This is a genomic window from Dactylosporangium sp. CA-152071 (assembly GCF_050936335.1).
GTDB classification, from domain to species: Bacteria; Actinomycetota; Actinomycetes; order Mycobacteriales; family Micromonosporaceae; genus Dactylosporangium; species Dactylosporangium maewongense.
This window is the reverse complement of the sequence record NZ_JBNJMZ010000002.1, coordinates 1110155-1125107: the sequence shown is the minus strand read 5'-3', so window position 1 is coordinate 1125107 and position 14953 is coordinate 1110155. Positions and strand designations below refer to the sequence as shown.

Genomic DNA, 14953 nt, shown 5'->3' with positions numbered 1-14953 from the left:
CCGACGCGCTGTTCTCGACGCGGTCGTCCAACGGCAGCACGTGATCGGGAGGCCAGGCCGACCTCGCGGCAGCACCAGCGAAAATGCCGCGGGGTCCGGCCTGGCCGGCCGTCCAGGTGCGCTCGGCCGTGCCGGGAGTACGGTCGGGGTCTACCCGCGGTGCCTCGAACCGCGTGACCGGAGGAGTCGATGCTGGGATGACGGCAGGGCGACCGATGCCCACGCAGGACGAGGTGCTGGGGTACTTCAGCGCGCTGTCGAACTGGGGGCGATGGGGCGACGACGACGAGCTCGGGACGCTGAACCACATCACCGACGAGGTCCGGCTGGCGGCGGCGCGGGCCGTGCGCCACGGCAGGAGCGTGTCGTGCGCGTGGGAGGTCGCCGTCCCGGACGAGATGGAGCGGTCGACAACGACGTGCCCGTGCGCCGCCGACATGCCGGGTGCCGAGCACATGCCGCTGCCCGGATTCCGCAACGACCGGCGCTGGGGGTTCTCGTCCGAGCGTCTCGGCATCACGTTCCACGGCAACACCGTCACCCACGTCGACTCGCCGTGTCACATCTTCTGGGACGGCACGATGTACAACGGGCGGCCGCACTCGTCGGTCGACGCCGCAACGGGATCGGCGTGGGGGGCCGTCACGGCGGCGGCGAACGGGATCGTCACGCGTGGCGTCCTGCTGGACATCGCGAGGGTCCGCGACGTGCCGTGGCTGGAGCCGGGGGAGGGTGTGTTCCCCGACGATCTCGAGGAGGCCGAGCGTCGCCAGGGTGTGCGGGTGCGATCCGGCGATGCGGTGCTCCTGCGGACCGGCCAAGGCCGCGTCCGGCACGAAGCCGGTCCGGCCGGCGGTTTCACCCAGGCCGGCTGGCACGCGTCCTGCCTGCCGTGGCTGCGCGAACGACAGGTCGCCCTGATCGGCGCCGACACCCCTCAGGACGTTCAGCCGTCGGGGTACGACGACGTGTTGATGCCGGTTCATGCCGTGGGTCTCGTCGCGATGGGTCTGTGGCTGCTCGACAACTGCGACCTGGAGGCGTGCGCGACGACGGCCGCCGAGCTCGGCCAATGGGACTTTCACCTCGCTGTCGCACCGGTCCGCTTCGCCGGGACGTCTGGCAGCCCGGTCAACCCGATCGCCACGTTCTGACCGCGGTTCGCGAGGGCGTCCCGCGCTGCCCGTGTGCTGCGGGACCAGCCCCGGCGTCCACCTGACCCTCGCTTCGCGAGCATGCGAGTGAGCCACCTGCGGTCGCCAAGGACTCGGCACGGCGGTGCGGCCGGCTTTCCGGGCGCGCCCAGCAAAGAACGTTTCGGTGAATGGCGCACGGACCGACGCGCCCGTCGCGGCGCTGGCCGTGCCGCGTTGAGCCGTCTGATACAAACTATGCTTGTGGATGAATCACAGGTGCCCGGCGGGCAGGACCACGTTACCGAACGGCTCCCGTCCGGCGTGCCGCACCGCCCGGTCCGGGCGATCGGCATCTTCACCGGATCGCCAGCGGACGACGTCGCCGAGGAGTTCCACGCCCGGCGTCGTGCGCGGCTCGCCCTCACCCTGTCGACCGCTGCGGCGGTGATCCTCGGGTCGTTCCTGCTGGCGCACGATGCCGGGCCGATCGAACTGCCGAGCTCCGCAGGACGCGAACCGGGTGCGGCCGGCACCGCGCAGCCGGACGGGACGGAACCTGCGGTCGAGGCCGGCACCAGCCCGTCCCCGGGTACCGGAAGCGATCCGTCGGCGGGCAACGGCCGAATCGAGTCGGGCGGCGCGGCCGGGCGCCCGGGCAACGCCACGGACGGCGATGGACACACCGACCCGGGGCCCGCCGTCACCACCGCCCCGCAGACGGCCGGCGCGCCGGCCACCACGGCGCCGGTGACGAGCGCCAACCCCGAGGCGACGCCGGCGCTGGTCGCCGTCAGCCTGTCGACTCTCGGCGGGGTTGTGGTCGCCGGCTGCGCCGACGGGAAGGTGCGCGTCCTCGACGTTCGGCCCGCCCCAGGCGCGAAGGTCGTGAGCATGGACGGCGGCGCCCGTGACACGGCGCGCGTGGAGATCGACCTGCTGGCCGTCAAGCTCCGCCTCAACGTGCGCTGCGTCGCCGGTCTGCCGGTCGCCACCCCGGTCTGAAGCCGAGCCGTCCCGGCTGGTGCTGTGACCGCGAACGTCGGCCGGGTCGGACATGCCGGTTGACGTTCGCGGGTCGGGTCGGGGTCCGGGCTGCCGGGATGGCAGCTCCGCTCCACGGGCGCGCCGGCTCAGTGGCATCGAGCCGCTCGGGCAGATCCCCGATCATGTCGTCGGGTCGCTACGGGCCTCCAGCCGCTCGTAGCGCTGCCGGGCCGCTTGCGGGGTGCCCAGGCCGAGGCTCAGCGCGATGTCCTGCCAGGTCATTGCGCGGGCGCGGGCGGTTCTGAGCAGGTAGAGCTCCGTGGCGTCCACTTCGGCCCGCACCTCGGGCAGCAGGGTCAGCGCCGCGACCAGGTCGGACGTGTCCAGCGGGGGCTCGCCTGGGGCCGGCGGGATCGACCCGGCGGCCATCGCCGCTGCGACGCGGACCACCTCGTGCGGGGCGGCGACGTCCGCGTGGGTATGCCGCGAGCGCAGCTCCGGTGATGCGGCGTGGCGCTCGGTGAGGTGGGCCAGCGCAGCGTATACCCGCTCCGCGCGCCGTGCCCCGGGGTCGGGGAAAGTCAGCATCTCCGTCACACCTTCGGATCATGCCAGATCAACGATCTGTTTTCAACAGATTGTTCAAACCGCCGCGCGCTGGGCCTGGCCTGCCGACCCCTGCGCCGGATGGAGGACGACGTGCCGGACGCCGCAGCGGGTGCCGGGTCGCCTCGGGCGCCGCGACGACCCCGAGGTCGCTGCCCTCGAGAGCCTGCCGGATCCGTTCAGTCTGGGCTGCGTGCAGGTCACTGGCCCTGCGAAACTCGTCAAAACGCATCGCCCACACCGCCCTGCGCGCCTCGTGCGTTCTGCCATCGCGGCGCGATCCGGGCACCGACGTCCAGCAGTGCCCGGGCCGCGCTACCGCATCAATGGATGTCAGGTGGTGCCTGGGGTGCGGTAACGCCGCAGGCACGGTTGGCACAGGACGATCGCGCCGCCGATGAGGCCGCCGATCACCGTCTCGACCGCCCGGTCGAAGAGGAGCTGCCCGGCCGGGCGGGCCACCGCCAGTTGCCCCATCAGCAGCGCCATCGGGGTGATGAACAGCAGCGCCAGCCCGTAGTGCCGCCCGACCAGCAGCTCCGTGACGATCTGCAGCGCCGCCACGACCAGCACGGTCGCGTACGGCGGCAGGTGCAGCGCGAGCAGCGCCGCGCTGGGCAGCAGCCCGAGCAGCGTGCCGAGGATCCGGTGCGCGGCGCGGACCAGTTGGGCGGTGCGGCCGGGAGCACTGAGCGGAGCGACCGCCGCCACCGTCGCCCAGTACGGGTGGCCGATCCCGATCCCGGTCGCCAGGCCGCCCGCCAGCACCACGGCGAGGGCGTAGCGCACCGGCTCCCACGTCCACACGTGCGCCAGCCTGGCCGGTCGGCTCCGCTGCCGGCGGACGAGGCTGCCCGCGTTCCCGACCAGCAGCGCGAACAGGCTGCTGGCCCCGGTCACGGCGGCGGCGACCGCGACGTCCGACACGTGGTGCGGGGCCGAGGCGACCGTACCGAACGCGAAGACCAGGAAGAGCGGCCCCGGCGGGTGCCAGTCCTGCGCGGCGGCGAGCACGGCGCCCAGCGCCGCGACGAGCGCGGCGACCGGCACCGCGACCCACGCCCGCGACTCCAGCGAGCCGACAAGCACGCCGAGGACGACCGACACCGTCAGCGCCGCTGCGGCGCTCGCCTGCATCGCGGCGCGGGACAGGTGCACGTGGTTGCGCCCGTACAGTGAGGTGAACGCCCCGAAGGCGGCGTAGGCCGTCCAGCTCGGGTGGCCCAGCGCCAGCACGGTGAGCAGGGGGACCAGGACGCTGACGCCGGCCCGCAGCGCGACCCGGTGGGTGCCTCGCATCGGGCGGATGTGGAGCAGGTCCGAGAGCATCGCCCGCGCCTGCCCACCCATCCTCTTCACCCGTCTTGTTCGTATTTGCGATGCTCGCCCATCCTTCATACTGCGCCGGTCAGCTCCGGCCGGGGCAAGGGCGGAAACCGGAGTCCGGGTGTGGCCGCCGGGTCATCGAGCTGCGAGCTGCGCCGCGGTCATCGTGGCGAGGACCGCGCCGGCCGGGACGGCGGCCTGTCCGATGACGGCCTCCAGGGTCGGGTCGGTGACGGCGAACTCGCCCCGGCGGGCGGCGCGGAACATGCCGAGGGTGAAGTCGGCGGCCTGCGGTGGCATGCCGCGCTCGACCGCCGCGGCCTTCCACGCCTCGTCGTCCACGACGACCCGTTCGATGGTGCGCCCCGTGAGGTCGCTGAGGATGCCGGCGACGGCCTCGAAGTCGAGTGCCTGGGGCGCGGTCAGCGGTGCGGTGACGCCGTCGAGAGTGATGTTGCCTGCCAGTACCGCCGCAGCCACCTCCGCCAGGTCGGCGTGGTCGGTCCAGGAGACCGGGCCGTCCTGAGGCGCGACGAGCCGGCCGGTCTCCAGGGCGGCGCCGATGTAGTGGCCGAGCGTGCTGGCGTAGAACCCGTTGCGCAGGGCGGTGAAGGCGATGCCCTGTCGGGTGAGGTGCTCTTCGGTCAAGGCGTGCGTGAGCTGCGGTGCGAAGAGTGAGTCCTTCGCCGCTGCTTGATGGCTCGTGTACAGGATGCGCTGGGCTCCCGCTGCGCGTGCGGCGTCGATGGCGGCGATGTTGGCCGCGACCGCACCGGCGCCGCGGATCGAGGCGGAGATGACCAGCACCTGGCTGGCGCCCTCGAACGCGTGCTGGAGGGTGTCGGGGTCGGTGAAGTCGCCGACCCGGACGCGGACGCCGCGTTCGGCGAGCGCGGCGGCCTTGCCTGCGTCGCGGACGCTGACGCCCACGGTGTCGGGGGGGACCAGTTCCAGTAGCCGGGTGACGATCCGGGATCCGAGGTTGCCGGTGGCTCCGGTGACGATGATCATGTCGCTCCTTGTTTCCGTTGATATGAGTGCGACGTTATCAGTGATGTTCCAACGGAAACAAGTTCCTGTTATCCTCGATACGTGGAGCAGAGACTGGCCGCCGACGTCCGCGACGAGAGCCGTTCCGCCGTCCTCGAGGCGGCCGCACGGCTGCTGGCCGAGCACGGCGCCCGCGGCGTGACGACCCGGGCGGTGGCCCAGGCCGCCGGCATGCAGGCGCCGACCATCTACCGGCTGTTCGGCGACAAGGATGGCCTCATCGATGCCCTCGCCGAGCACGTCATGGCCACCTACGTCGCCGGCAAGTCGGTCTCGGCGGCCCAGCCCGGCGGCGACCCCGTGGCCGACCTGCGCGCCGGATGGCAGCTGCACGTCGAGTTCGGACTGGCCAACCCGGAGCTGTACGCACTGCTCAACACCCCCGGCCGTGGTGCGCCCTCACCGGCGACGACCGCCGGCATCGAGGTGCTGCGCACGCTGGTGCGGCGGCTCGCCGCCGCGGGCCGCCTGCGCGTCGACGAGCGACGGGCCGTGGCCATGATCCACGCTGCCGGCACCGGCACCGTCCTGGCCCTGCTGGGCATGCCCGCGGCACTGCGGGACCCCGGCCTGGCGGACGTGATGTTCGATGCCGTCGCCGACCGGATCCTCACGGCCGCACCTGCGGCGCCGGACGCCACCACGACCACGGTCACGGTCACGTTCGCCACCGTGGTGCCCGAGCTGCCCGCGCTCACCGACGCCGAGCGAGCCCTGATGACGGAGTGGCTCAACCGTTCACTCGACCAGGCGCAGCGCCAGCGAGACTGAGACCCACGAACCGCAACCGGTGCCGCCGCGCCGCGACTGGCCGACCGACCGCCGCGGAGCAGCTCGGCCCTAGTGCACCTTGAGGAGCAGTTCGGTGAGTTCGAAGGGCATGGTGATCATGCAGTCGTGGCCGGTCGGCAGCTCCCACACCTCGTCCTGCGGGGGTACGGGGCGCCGCGGTGGAGCGTCGGTGGTGCAGTGGATGTGGGTGCGTGGGATCGCGTGCGCGGCCGGATTGTCGAAGGCGACCGGCTGTTGCAGGCAGCGGACCGGTTGGTCGGACAGCATCGTGTCCAGCCAGGCGAGGTCGGCCGGTTCCGTGACGCCGAAGGAGCGGGACATCGGTGGCAGGCGCCATGGGGTGTCGGTCTGTGCCGCCCGGTCGATGAGGTGTTGGGTGGCCGGCATCACGTCGACGGCGCTTTCGCCGTTGTGGGGAACCATGGCGTCGAGGAAGACGAGGCGGGCGATCTTGTGTGGGGTGCGGTTCGCTGTCCCGGTGATGACCATGCCGGCGTAGCTGTGGCCGACGAGGACGACGTCGTCCTGGTCGTCGAGCAGCCGCACGACGTCGTCGATGTGTGTGTCGAGTCCGACCTCGGGGCTGAGGAGGTGGATGCGGTCGCCGTAGCCGGTCAGGGTCGGTGCGAGCACCCGGTGGCCGGCGGCGCTCAGCAGCGGCACGACGCGGTCCCAGGCCGCCCCGCTGTGCCACGCGCCATGGATGAGGACGTAAGTGGACATGCCTATCCTTCGCTGTGAGGGTGTTTCTTGGGAGTTCCCTCATGTTCTGACGGATGTCGTGCAGCGGGCAATCAGGCACATTCCGGTGCCTCGGTTCTCTGGAGGTAACCATGCGCAGCGGATGCCGACCGCTGATCGAGGACAAGTGGTCACTGCTCGTCATCTCGATGCTGGACGCGGGGCCGAGACGGTTCAGCGAGCTCAAGCGCGGCCTGGACGGCGTCAGCCAGCGGATGTTGACCGTCACCCTGCGCAATCTGGAACGCGACGGCATCCTCGTCCGTGCGGTGCTCGAGGTCATGCCCCCACACGTCGAGTACCAGCTGACCGAGATGGGCGTCGCCCTCCACGAAGCGGTCAAGCCGATGATCGCCTGGGGCAGGGAGAACGTGGCCGAAGTGGAACGATCCCGTGCGGCCTACGACACCCGGACCGTCGCGGAACGGTGAACGGGCTGCGCTACGGGTACACCGGCAGCGTGGGAACGGCGGCGAGCAGTTCGCGGGTGTAAGGCTCGACGGGGCGGTCGAACACGTCGTCGGCCGGGCCGCGTTCCACCACGGCGCCGTCCTTCATCACCAGCACCTCGTCGCTGATCTGCCGGATCACGGCCAGGTCGTGCGAGATGAACAGGATCGCCAGGCCGCGCTGCGCCTGCAGGTCCGCCAGCAGCGCGAGGATCTGAGCCTGGATGGAGACGTCCAGGGCGGACACCGGCTCGTCGCAGACCAGCAGCTCGGGGCCGGTGGCCAGGGCCCGGGCGATCGCGACGCGCTGGCGCTGGCCCCCGGACATCTCGGCGGGGCCGCGGGCGGCCAGTGACGCGGGCAGGCCGACGGCCTCCAGCAGCTCGCCGACGCGCCGGCGCCGGGCGGTCCGGTCGCGCTCGGACCGCAGCGCTTCGGCGATGACCCGGCCGGCGGTGAAGCGGGGGTCGAACGCGCCGAGCGGGTCCTGCTGGATGAGCTGGATGCGGCCGCGCTGCGGGCGGCGGAGCCGCTCCGGCACCGAGCTCCACCGGGCGCCGGCGAAGCGGACGTCGCCCTCGTCGGGCCGCAACAGGCCGAGGGCGATGCGGGCCACGGTGCTCTTGCCGGAGCCGGACTCGCCGACGACGCCGAGCGTGCGTCCGGCGGTGACGGTGAACGAGACGTCGCGCACGGCGGCGTGGTCGGTGCCGTCGGGGCGGCGGTACCGTTTGCTGATCCCCTGGACCTCCAGCAGTGCCGGGCGGGCTTCCCCGCCCGGGTCGCGGTGGGGCCGGCCGGTGGGAACCGCGGCGAGGAGCTGGCGCGTGTACGGGTGGCGAGCTGCCCCGAGCACCGCTGCCGGCGGTCCCGACTCCACGACGACGCCGTCGCGCATCACCAGGATGTGGTCGGCCATCCGGGCCACCACGGCCAGGTCGTGGCTGATCATGAGCAGCGCGGTGCCGCCGGCCTTCAGGGCCTCCAGCTCGAGGAGCACCTGGGCCTGGACGGTGACGTCGAGGGCCGTGGTCGGCTCGTCGACCACGAGGACCGGGGGCCCGGCGATGGTGGCAGAGGCGATCAGGGCCCGCTGGCGCAGACCGCCGGAGAGCTGGTGGGGGTACTGCTGCGCCCGCACGGCCGCCTCCGGCACCCCGGCGCCGGCGAGCGCCTCGACGACCCGGCCGGGCCGCAGCGCACGCGGGATCAGCCGGTGCCGGCGCAGCGGCTCCCCGACGTCGCGGTGGACCCGGTGCAGCGGGTTGAGCGAGCCGAGCGCGTCCTGTGGGACGAGCCCGATGTCGCGGCCGCGCAGGCGTCGCCATTGGGCCTCGGTCAGCGTGCTCAGGTCCCGCCCGCTGAGCCGCAGCGTGGCAGCGGTGACGGAAGCGGCCGGGCCGGCCAGGCCGAGCAGTGCACGGGCGGTGGCGCTCTTGCCGGACCCTGACTCGCCGACGATGGCCAGACACTGTCCCTTGTGGAGGGTGAAGGAGATGCCCCGGACCGCTTCGACGGCACCGCGAGCAGTGCGGAACGTGACGCGCAGGTCGTCGGCGGCCAGGACCGGGTCGGGGCTCATCGCGGTGCCGCCGCGGAATCCCGGCGCAGGTCGGCGATCCAGCGCTCGTCACGTCGCGACCGGCGCCGGTGCTTGCGGTCCTGCAGGATGTCGGCGGCCCGGGCGGCCTGCCCGCTGCGGGCCAGCGCGTCGCACAGCGTGTCCACGACGATGTCCTGCTGCAGGCGGCTCCCGCCGACCAGGGCCACCGCCGCGACGACACCGCCGAGGTGCCGGGCGGCCACGTCGTAGCGGCCGTCGGCGTGCGCGGCGATCCCGTCGACGACGGCGAGGACGACGTCGCGGTTGGGCCGCGCGGTCTCGGCTTCCCAGGTGGCGCGGAGCCCGGCCAGGGCCGCGCGGTCGCCGGCGGCGAGCGCGAGGGCGGCGTGGACGTCGAACAGCGCGCCGCGCGGGCCAGCCACCTGGGCGCGGGCCAGCTCTGCGACCGGCTCCCACGGCAGGCCGGGGTGGCAGTCGATGTTCAGCCGCCACAGCACGGCGGCGGCGTCGACGAGTGTGGTTCGGCGGGTGGAGATGCGAGGGTCGATGGCGGCGTGGTAGCGCCGCAGTCCGAGCTCTGGGTCGTCGTTCTCGAGGGCCACGAGCGCGTGGTGCCAGCGCAGGTGCGTCTGCAGCGGCGAGTGGGGGTGCCGGGTGCCGAACCAGCCGTTGAGGAACGACTCGACGGCACCGATGCGCCCGGTCTCGTGCAGGACGTGGACGTACCCGTGGCAGGCGGCCCGGTTGTCCGGCCGGTCCTGCAGCGAACGCTCGGCCGCCCGCTCCGCCTCGGCGAACTGCCAGGCCTCCTCCAGGTCCAGCGCGCGGATCCCGGCGACGGCCCAGTCCTGCGGGAAGGCGGTGGCCGACGCGGCGGCGAGCGCGAGGACGCCCTCGCGGCCGGTGCCCGCGGCGATCCGCCGGCCGCTGAGCAGGCCGGCGGCGAACCCGAGCACGAGCAGGTCGCCGGGGTGGGCCTCGAGATGCTCGGCGTACGCGGCCAGGTTGGCCGGCGGCGCGGTGACGAGGTCGATCTGGCGGGCCTCCCGCGGGCTGAGCCGTTCGGGGTGCTCGCGGCGGAGCCGGACGGCGGCGGTGAACGCCTCGCGGGCCTCGCCGTCCCGCCCGGCCGCCGCCAGGCTCAGCCCGAGGCCGAGGTGGGCGACGGCGAGGCCGGGATCCAGCGTGATCGCCTTGGTGAAACCGTCGGCGGCGGCGTCGTCGAGGACCAGGTACGCGTCGACGGCGTCGAAGTAGGCCGCGGCGGCCGCCGGGTCCACTGTGGACACACGCTGCCCGTAGCGGTCGGTCGGCACGGGGACACCTCCAGAAGGGTTCACGGCCGGACCGAGCCGACGCCGAAACGGTTGCGCTGATTGCGGCCGACGATGGTGACGGCGACCGCGGTGAGGGTGATGAGCAGGCCCGGGAAGACCCCGGCCCACCAGGCGACGGCGAGCGTCGAGCGGCCCTCGGCGAGCATCGCGCCCCACTCCGGGGTCGGTGGCTGGGTGCCGAGGCCGAGGAAGCTGAGCCCGGAGGCGAAGATGACGGCCACGCCCAGGCCGAGGGTGGCGGTCACCAGCAGCGGACCGGCCGCGTTGGGCAGGATGTGCCGCCACAGCGACGTCCACGGGCCGACGCCGAGTCCGGTGGCCGCCTCGACGTAGCCGGCGGTGCGGACCACGAGCAGCCGGGAGCGCAGCAGGCGGGCGTAGCCGGGCATGTCGGCCAGGCCGATCGCCAGGAGCAGGCTCAGCTCGCCGCGGCCGACGATGGTGACGACGACGAGGGCCAGCAGCAGCGCCGGGAACGACAGCAGCACGTCGAGGACGCGGCTGATGACGCTGTCGGCGAACCGGCCGCCGAGCGCGGCCAGGACGCTGACCGGCACCGCCACGAGCAGCGCGACGAGGGTCGTACCGGCGGCGATCCGCAGTGAGTGCCGGGCGCCGTGGACGGCCCGGGCGAACAGGTCCCGGCCGAGCTGGTCGGTGCCGAACCAGTGCCCGGCGCCGGGCGGCCGGAACGAGGCCAGGGGATCGGTCGCGTTCGGATCGTGACCGGTGAACAGCTGCGGCCACAGCGCGGCGGTCACGGCGGCCAGCACGACCAGCGCCGCCGCGGCGACGGTGAGCCTACGTCCCATCGCGGTGCACCCTCGGGTCGATGACGAGGTAGGAGACCTCGACGAGCAGGTTCACGACCACGAACACGGCGGCCGCCAGCATGACGACGCCGGTGACCATCGGCAGGTCCTTGTTCGTCACCGCGGTCAGCGCGACCTGCCCGAGCCCGGGCCGGCCGAACACCTGCTCGATGAGGACCGACCCGCCGAGGAGGCTGCCGATGAACCAGCCGGTGAGTGTGGTGGCCGGGACCAGGCAGTGCCGGAGTGCGTGGCCGGTCCGCACGGCCAGCGCGCCGGCGCCGCGGGCCCTGGCCGCGGTGACGAACGGCTGGGCGAGGGCGGTGTCCATCTCCTCGCGCAGCACCTGGGCGAGGGTGCCGGCGATCGGCAGGGCGACCGCGACGGCCGGCAGCACGAGGCTGCGCCAGGTGCCGGCCTCGATGACCGGGAACAGGTGCCAGCGCAGCGACAGGAATGTGATGAGCAGGATGCCCAGCCAGTACTGCGGCAGCGACACGGCGACCATCTCCAGCCCGGAGAACACCGTCCGGGCGACCCGGCTGCGCTCGGGGACCAGCACCGCCGCGCCCACCGCCAGCAGGACCGCGAGCAGCAGTGCTGCCCCCGCGAGCTCGGCGGTGGGCAGCACCTGCTCGGCCAGGGCGCCCCACACCGGCCGCTGCAGCTGGTAGGACGTGCCGAGATCGCCGCGGACCAGCTCGCCCAGCAGCCGCAGGTACTGCACCACCACCGGGTCGTCCAGCCCGTACTCGGCGCGCACCTGAGCCTTGAGCTCCGGCGACACCAGCGCCTGGTTGCCCATGATGATGTCGACCGGGTCACCGGGGATCAGGTGCAGCATCGCGAAGCACAGCGTGGCGGCGCCCCACAGCTGCACGACCGCGATCGCCGCCCGGCGGGCGAGGCGGCCGCCGTCAGACCGGGTGCGCACGGCGCTGCACCGACCGCTCGCCCGCCTCGACCGCCGTCGTCAGCACGTTCTCCCGGGGCGGCAGCGGGCAGTTGTACCAGTCGGAGAACGCGCACGGCGGCAGGTACGCGCGGTTGAAGTCCACCACGTACCCCTCCGGCGTCCCGCGGGCCTCGACGAAGCGGCCGGGCCGGTACGTGCTCACGCCGGTCGTCGCGTCGGCGAACACGAACCACAGGCCGCCATGGCCCTCGAACGCCCGCACCCGGTGCTCGGTGCCGGCGAGGGTGAACGCCAACTCGCCCGGCACGACGTGCGCGCGCAGGACGTCGTCGCGCTGGTAGGGGATCGGGGTGGCCTCGGGCACGGCGAACGGCTCGAACGTCGCCGGGACCCGGAAGCGTTCGTCGTACGGGTACCGGTCGATGCCGGCGAAACCCGTCCGGCCGGGCGCGGCGTGTTCGTACGTGCGCACCACCGGCCCGTCCTCCCGCACGAACGTCCGGATCGTCACGCCGGGCGCCTCGAGGTCGCCCTCGACGAAGGCGGTACCGGTCACCGGCACGCCGTCCTTGGTCAGCGGCGCGCCCGGCTCGACGGTGACGGCGAGCCGGCCGTCCTGGACGCTCCAGGTGCCGGGCGCGCCGTCGATGACGAGCGGATCGGCGACCGGGTACGTGCCGGTCAGGGCGGTGTGGCCGGCCGGGCCGGCCACCTCCTCGGCGCGCGCGGCCAGCCAGGACTCGAAGTCGTCGTTGCTCACTTGGTCCGCCACACGGTGTAGAAGGAGTCCGGGTACCCGGAGACGGTGAACTGCACGCCCTGCACGGCGTTGGAGGCGCCGAGGAGGTACTGCGGGACGTAGATCGGCACCGCGGCGGCGTTGTCGATGACCCACTGCTGCAGCGGCTTGTAGGCCGCCGGCCGGTCCTCCTGCCGCAGCGCCGTGGTGCCCTGGCTGAGCCACTGGTCGACCTGCGGGTCCGTGACGTTGGCGTAGTTGGCGCCGCCCTTGGTCGCCGCGAACTTCGACGACCACACGTTGTAGAGCATGTCCGGGTCGGCCCGCTGGTTGCTCTGGTCGGTGATGTCGTAGTCGCCGGCCTTGGCCCGGGCCGAGAAGGTGCCGGCGTCGAGGCCCTGCACGGTCACCTCGAAACCGAGCTTCTTGGCGTTGTCGGCGACGGCCTGGGCGACGACGTCGCGCTGCTCGCGCATGACGGTGCTGTTCTGGACCCAGACCGCGGCGAGGCGCTTGCCGTCCTTGGTGCGGTAGCCCTGCGAGTCCTTCTGGTTCCAGCCGGCCTCGTCGAGCAGCCGGTTGGCCAGCGTCACGTCCTGCGGCCAACTGTTCTCCAGCGCGCTGTCGTACGAGTACGGCGTGCTGGGCGTGAGCGGGCTCCAGGCGCGCGGGAAACGGCCCGCGTAGACCGCCTTGACGATGCTGTCGATGTCGATGCCGCGCTGGAACGCCTGGCGCACCTTGACGTCGTCGAACGGCGCCCGCGTGGTGTTGAGGTAGGCGGTGAACGGCGTTCCGGCCGCGGCCGCGCTGAGCACCCGCACCCCGCCGCCGGCCTCGAACGCGGCCGCGGTCACCGGCGGCACGTTCGCGGCGAGCTGGGCCTGGCCGCTGCTGACCGCGCCGACCCGGATCGCGTTCTCCGGCAGGAACCGGACCTCGACCTTGTCCAGGTACGCGGCGCCCTGATGCGCCGAGCCCTCCGGCGGCCAGTTGTAGGCGTCGTACCGTGCGAAGGTGAGGCTCTGCCCCTTGGAGTACGCGGCCGTGGTGAACGGCCCGGTGCCCACGGCCGCTCCCGGCCCGCCGGCGCACAGCGCGGCCTGCCCCTTCGCGAGCGCCGCCGGCGACTGGATGCCGAGCACGGAGAACGACACCAGCTGCAGGAACGGGGCGAACGGCGACTTGAGCTTGACCACCAGCGTGCCCGGGTCGGTCGCGGTCGCCGACGCGAACGGCAGCGAGCCGGCCAGCGGCGCCTTGGTCGCGGGGTCGGTGAAGTGGTCGAAGGTCGCCTTGGCGGCGGTCGCGTCGAACTTCGTGCCGTCGTGGAACGTCACGCCGTCGCGCAGGTGGAAGGTGTATGTCGTGCCGTCGGCCGAGACGTCCCACGAACTGGCCAACCAGGGGTGGAAGGCACCCTTCGCGTCCTGGTGGATCAGCGAGTCGTACACGTTGCGCTGCAGGATCTGGGTGGCGATCTGGCTCGGGGCCGCCGGGTCCAGGCAGGTGGGCTCGACGTCGGTGGCGAATACGACCGTGCCGCCGCGCACGGGGGCGCCGGACGCCCCGCCGTCGCCGGACGAGCCGGTGCTGCTGCATGCGGCCAGCAGCGTCACCGACGCCACCGCCACGACCAGCCTGCGGAACATGATTACTCCATTATTCAGACAGGATTGCTAGGAAATTAGCGCGAGCGTATACACGCGTCGACGCTCGGGCAAGAGGCTTTGACCTGTGACGTTTCTTGCTCGGCCGGACTACGCCCCGGCGGCGAGCCGCGCCAGACGGGCCTCGCGGGACCGGTCCAGGTGGGCGGCCAGGGTCCGCCGCGCCGCTTCGGCGTCACCGGCCTCGATCGCGTCGACCACCCGCCCGTGCTCGGTCGCGGCCTCATCCCGGTCGGACAACGTCGGCTCCGCGTCGTCGTACACGGCCAGCAGCGTGTCAAGCCGCTCCAGCAGCTCGATGATCGTGGCGTTGCCCGCCGCGACGCGCAGTGCCCTGTGCCAGGCCGCGTGCAACTCGCGCAGCCGCGCCGGATCACCGGCCGCGGCCGCCTCGCCGGTCAGGTGGCGCAGCCGGGCCAGATCGAACGCCGAACGCCGCCCGGCCGCCGCGGCCGCACACGTCGACTCGAGCGCGATACGGGCCTCGTAGATCTCCAGCAGCTCCTCGGGGCTCCGCGTCCGCACCCGGTACCCGCGCCGGTCCCGCTCCAGCAACGCGTCCCGCTCCAGCATCGCGAGCGCCTCACGAACCGGCGTCCGCGACACCCCGAGCCGCTCCGCGAGCACGGTCTCGAGCAGCACCGTGCCCGGCGCGATCCGACCGGCGACGATATCGCCGCGCAGCCGCTCGTACTGAGTCGAGGCCGAGTCGCGGTTCACCGGGTCTCCTTCGGGCAAGCGGCCGCCATGAGTTCGCCGATTATCCCCACCCAACCGGCCCTGGGTGTTCCCGGCCCGTCAGCCGGTCCTCGTCGATCGACGGCGCGCATT

The 14953-nt window shown here is 73.1% G+C and carries 15 protein-coding genes; 4 read left to right on the top strand and 11 right to left on the bottom strand.

Features of this window, described 5'->3' with window-relative positions; translation table 11 throughout:
- Positions 1-197: 197 nt before the first annotated feature.
- Together ACQEVZ_RS45335 and ACQEVZ_RS45330 are read left to right on the top strand one after the other, a co-directional pair.
- On the top strand, positions 198-1154 hold the full coding sequence (locus ACQEVZ_RS45335) for a cyclase family protein (RefSeq protein WP_433379805.1): 957 nt from the start codon (positions 198-200) through the stop codon (positions 1152-1154).
- Positions 1155-1397: 243 nt separating this feature from the next.
- Positions 1398-2138 carry a hypothetical protein gene (locus tag ACQEVZ_RS45330; RefSeq protein WP_433379802.1) on the top strand — a complete coding sequence of 247 codons (741 nt, stop codon included), beginning with the start codon at positions 1398-1400 and terminating at the stop codon, positions 2136-2138.
- Positions 2139-2300: 162 nt separating this feature from the next.
- Here the strand turns inward: ACQEVZ_RS45330 and ACQEVZ_RS45325 are convergent, their stop codons facing one another.
- The 3 genes from ACQEVZ_RS45325 to ACQEVZ_RS45315 all read right to left on the bottom strand — a co-directional run bounded on the left by ACQEVZ_RS45325 (position 2301) and on the right by ACQEVZ_RS45315 (position 5063).
- On the bottom strand, positions 2301-2708 hold the full coding sequence (locus ACQEVZ_RS45325) for a DNA-binding protein (protein ID WP_433379799.1): 408 nt from the start codon (positions 2706-2708) through the stop codon (positions 2301-2303).
- A gap of 351 nt (positions 2709-3059) precedes the next feature.
- Complete coding sequence (locus tag ACQEVZ_RS45320; RefSeq protein ID WP_433379796.1) at positions 3060-4076, bottom strand: FUSC family protein; 1017 nt, start codon at positions 4074-4076, stop codon at positions 3060-3062.
- 111 nt (positions 4077-4187) lie between these two features.
- Positions 4188-5063, bottom strand: coding sequence for an NAD(P)H-binding protein (locus tag ACQEVZ_RS45315; protein ID WP_433379793.1), 876 nt, complete (start codon positions 5061-5063; stop codon positions 4188-4190).
- Between the two features lie 81 nt (positions 5064-5144).
- On the opposite strand from ACQEVZ_RS45315, the gene ACQEVZ_RS45310 reads away from it, so the two are divergent.
- Complete coding sequence (locus ACQEVZ_RS45310) at positions 5145-5873, top strand: TetR/AcrR family transcriptional regulator (protein ID WP_433379790.1); 729 nt, start codon at positions 5145-5147, stop codon at positions 5871-5873.
- A 69-nt stretch (positions 5874-5942) separates the two neighbouring features.
- Here ACQEVZ_RS45310 and ACQEVZ_RS45305 read toward each other — a convergent pair whose 3' ends face one another.
- Positions 5943-6617 carry an alpha/beta hydrolase gene (locus ACQEVZ_RS45305; protein ID WP_433379787.1) on the bottom strand — a complete coding sequence of 225 codons (675 nt, stop codon included), beginning with the start codon at positions 6615-6617 and terminating at the stop codon, positions 5943-5945.
- Positions 6618-6727: 110 nt separating this feature from the next.
- Here ACQEVZ_RS45305 and ACQEVZ_RS45300 point away from each other — a divergent pair, with 110 nt between their 5' ends.
- A complete protein-coding gene (locus ACQEVZ_RS45300) occupies positions 6728-7066 on the top strand; it encodes a winged helix-turn-helix transcriptional regulator (protein WP_433379784.1) in 339 nt (112 codons plus the stop codon).
- A gap of 10 nt (positions 7067-7076) precedes the next feature.
- Here ACQEVZ_RS45300 and ACQEVZ_RS45295 read toward each other — a convergent pair whose 3' ends face one another.
- The 7 genes from ACQEVZ_RS45295 to ACQEVZ_RS45265 all read right to left on the bottom strand — a co-directional run bounded on the left by ACQEVZ_RS45295 (position 7077) and on the right by ACQEVZ_RS45265 (position 14842).
- Positions 7077-8666 carry a dipeptide ABC transporter ATP-binding protein gene (locus tag ACQEVZ_RS45295; RefSeq protein WP_433379781.1) on the bottom strand — a complete coding sequence of 530 codons (1590 nt, stop codon included), beginning with the start codon at positions 8664-8666 and terminating at the stop codon, positions 7077-7079.
- Positions 8663-9964: a hypothetical protein gene (locus tag ACQEVZ_RS45290; RefSeq protein ID WP_433379778.1), complete on the bottom strand. Its 1302-nt coding sequence runs from the start codon at positions 9962-9964 to the stop codon at positions 8663-8665. The genes ACQEVZ_RS45295 and ACQEVZ_RS45290 overlap by 4 nt, the downstream gene beginning before the upstream one ends.
- Before the next feature lie 20 nt (positions 9965-9984).
- Positions 9985-10797, bottom strand: a complete 813-nt coding sequence (locus ACQEVZ_RS45285) for an ABC transporter permease (RefSeq protein ID WP_433379775.1) — start codon at positions 10795-10797, stop codon at positions 9985-9987.
- A complete protein-coding gene (locus ACQEVZ_RS45280; RefSeq protein ID WP_433379772.1) occupies positions 10787-11731 on the bottom strand; it encodes an ABC transporter permease in 945 nt (314 codons plus the stop codon). The genes ACQEVZ_RS45285 and ACQEVZ_RS45280 overlap by 11 nt, the downstream gene beginning before the upstream one ends.
- Positions 11715-12473, bottom strand: a complete 759-nt coding sequence (locus ACQEVZ_RS45275; protein WP_433379769.1) for a DUF1684 domain-containing protein — start codon at positions 12471-12473, stop codon at positions 11715-11717. The genes ACQEVZ_RS45280 and ACQEVZ_RS45275 overlap by 17 nt, the downstream gene beginning before the upstream one ends.
- Positions 12470-14104 (bottom strand): ABC transporter substrate-binding protein, encoded by a 1635-nt coding sequence (locus tag ACQEVZ_RS45270; protein ID WP_433379766.1) that lies wholly within the window; start codon positions 14102-14104, stop codon positions 12470-12472. Before ACQEVZ_RS45270 ends, ACQEVZ_RS45275 begins: the two co-directional genes overlap by 4 nt.
- 108 nt (positions 14105-14212) lie before the next feature.
- Positions 14213-14842 (bottom strand): GntR family transcriptional regulator, encoded by a 630-nt coding sequence (locus ACQEVZ_RS45265; protein ID WP_344511822.1) that lies wholly within the window; start codon positions 14840-14842, stop codon positions 14213-14215.
- Positions 14843-14953: the final 111 nt, after the last annotated feature.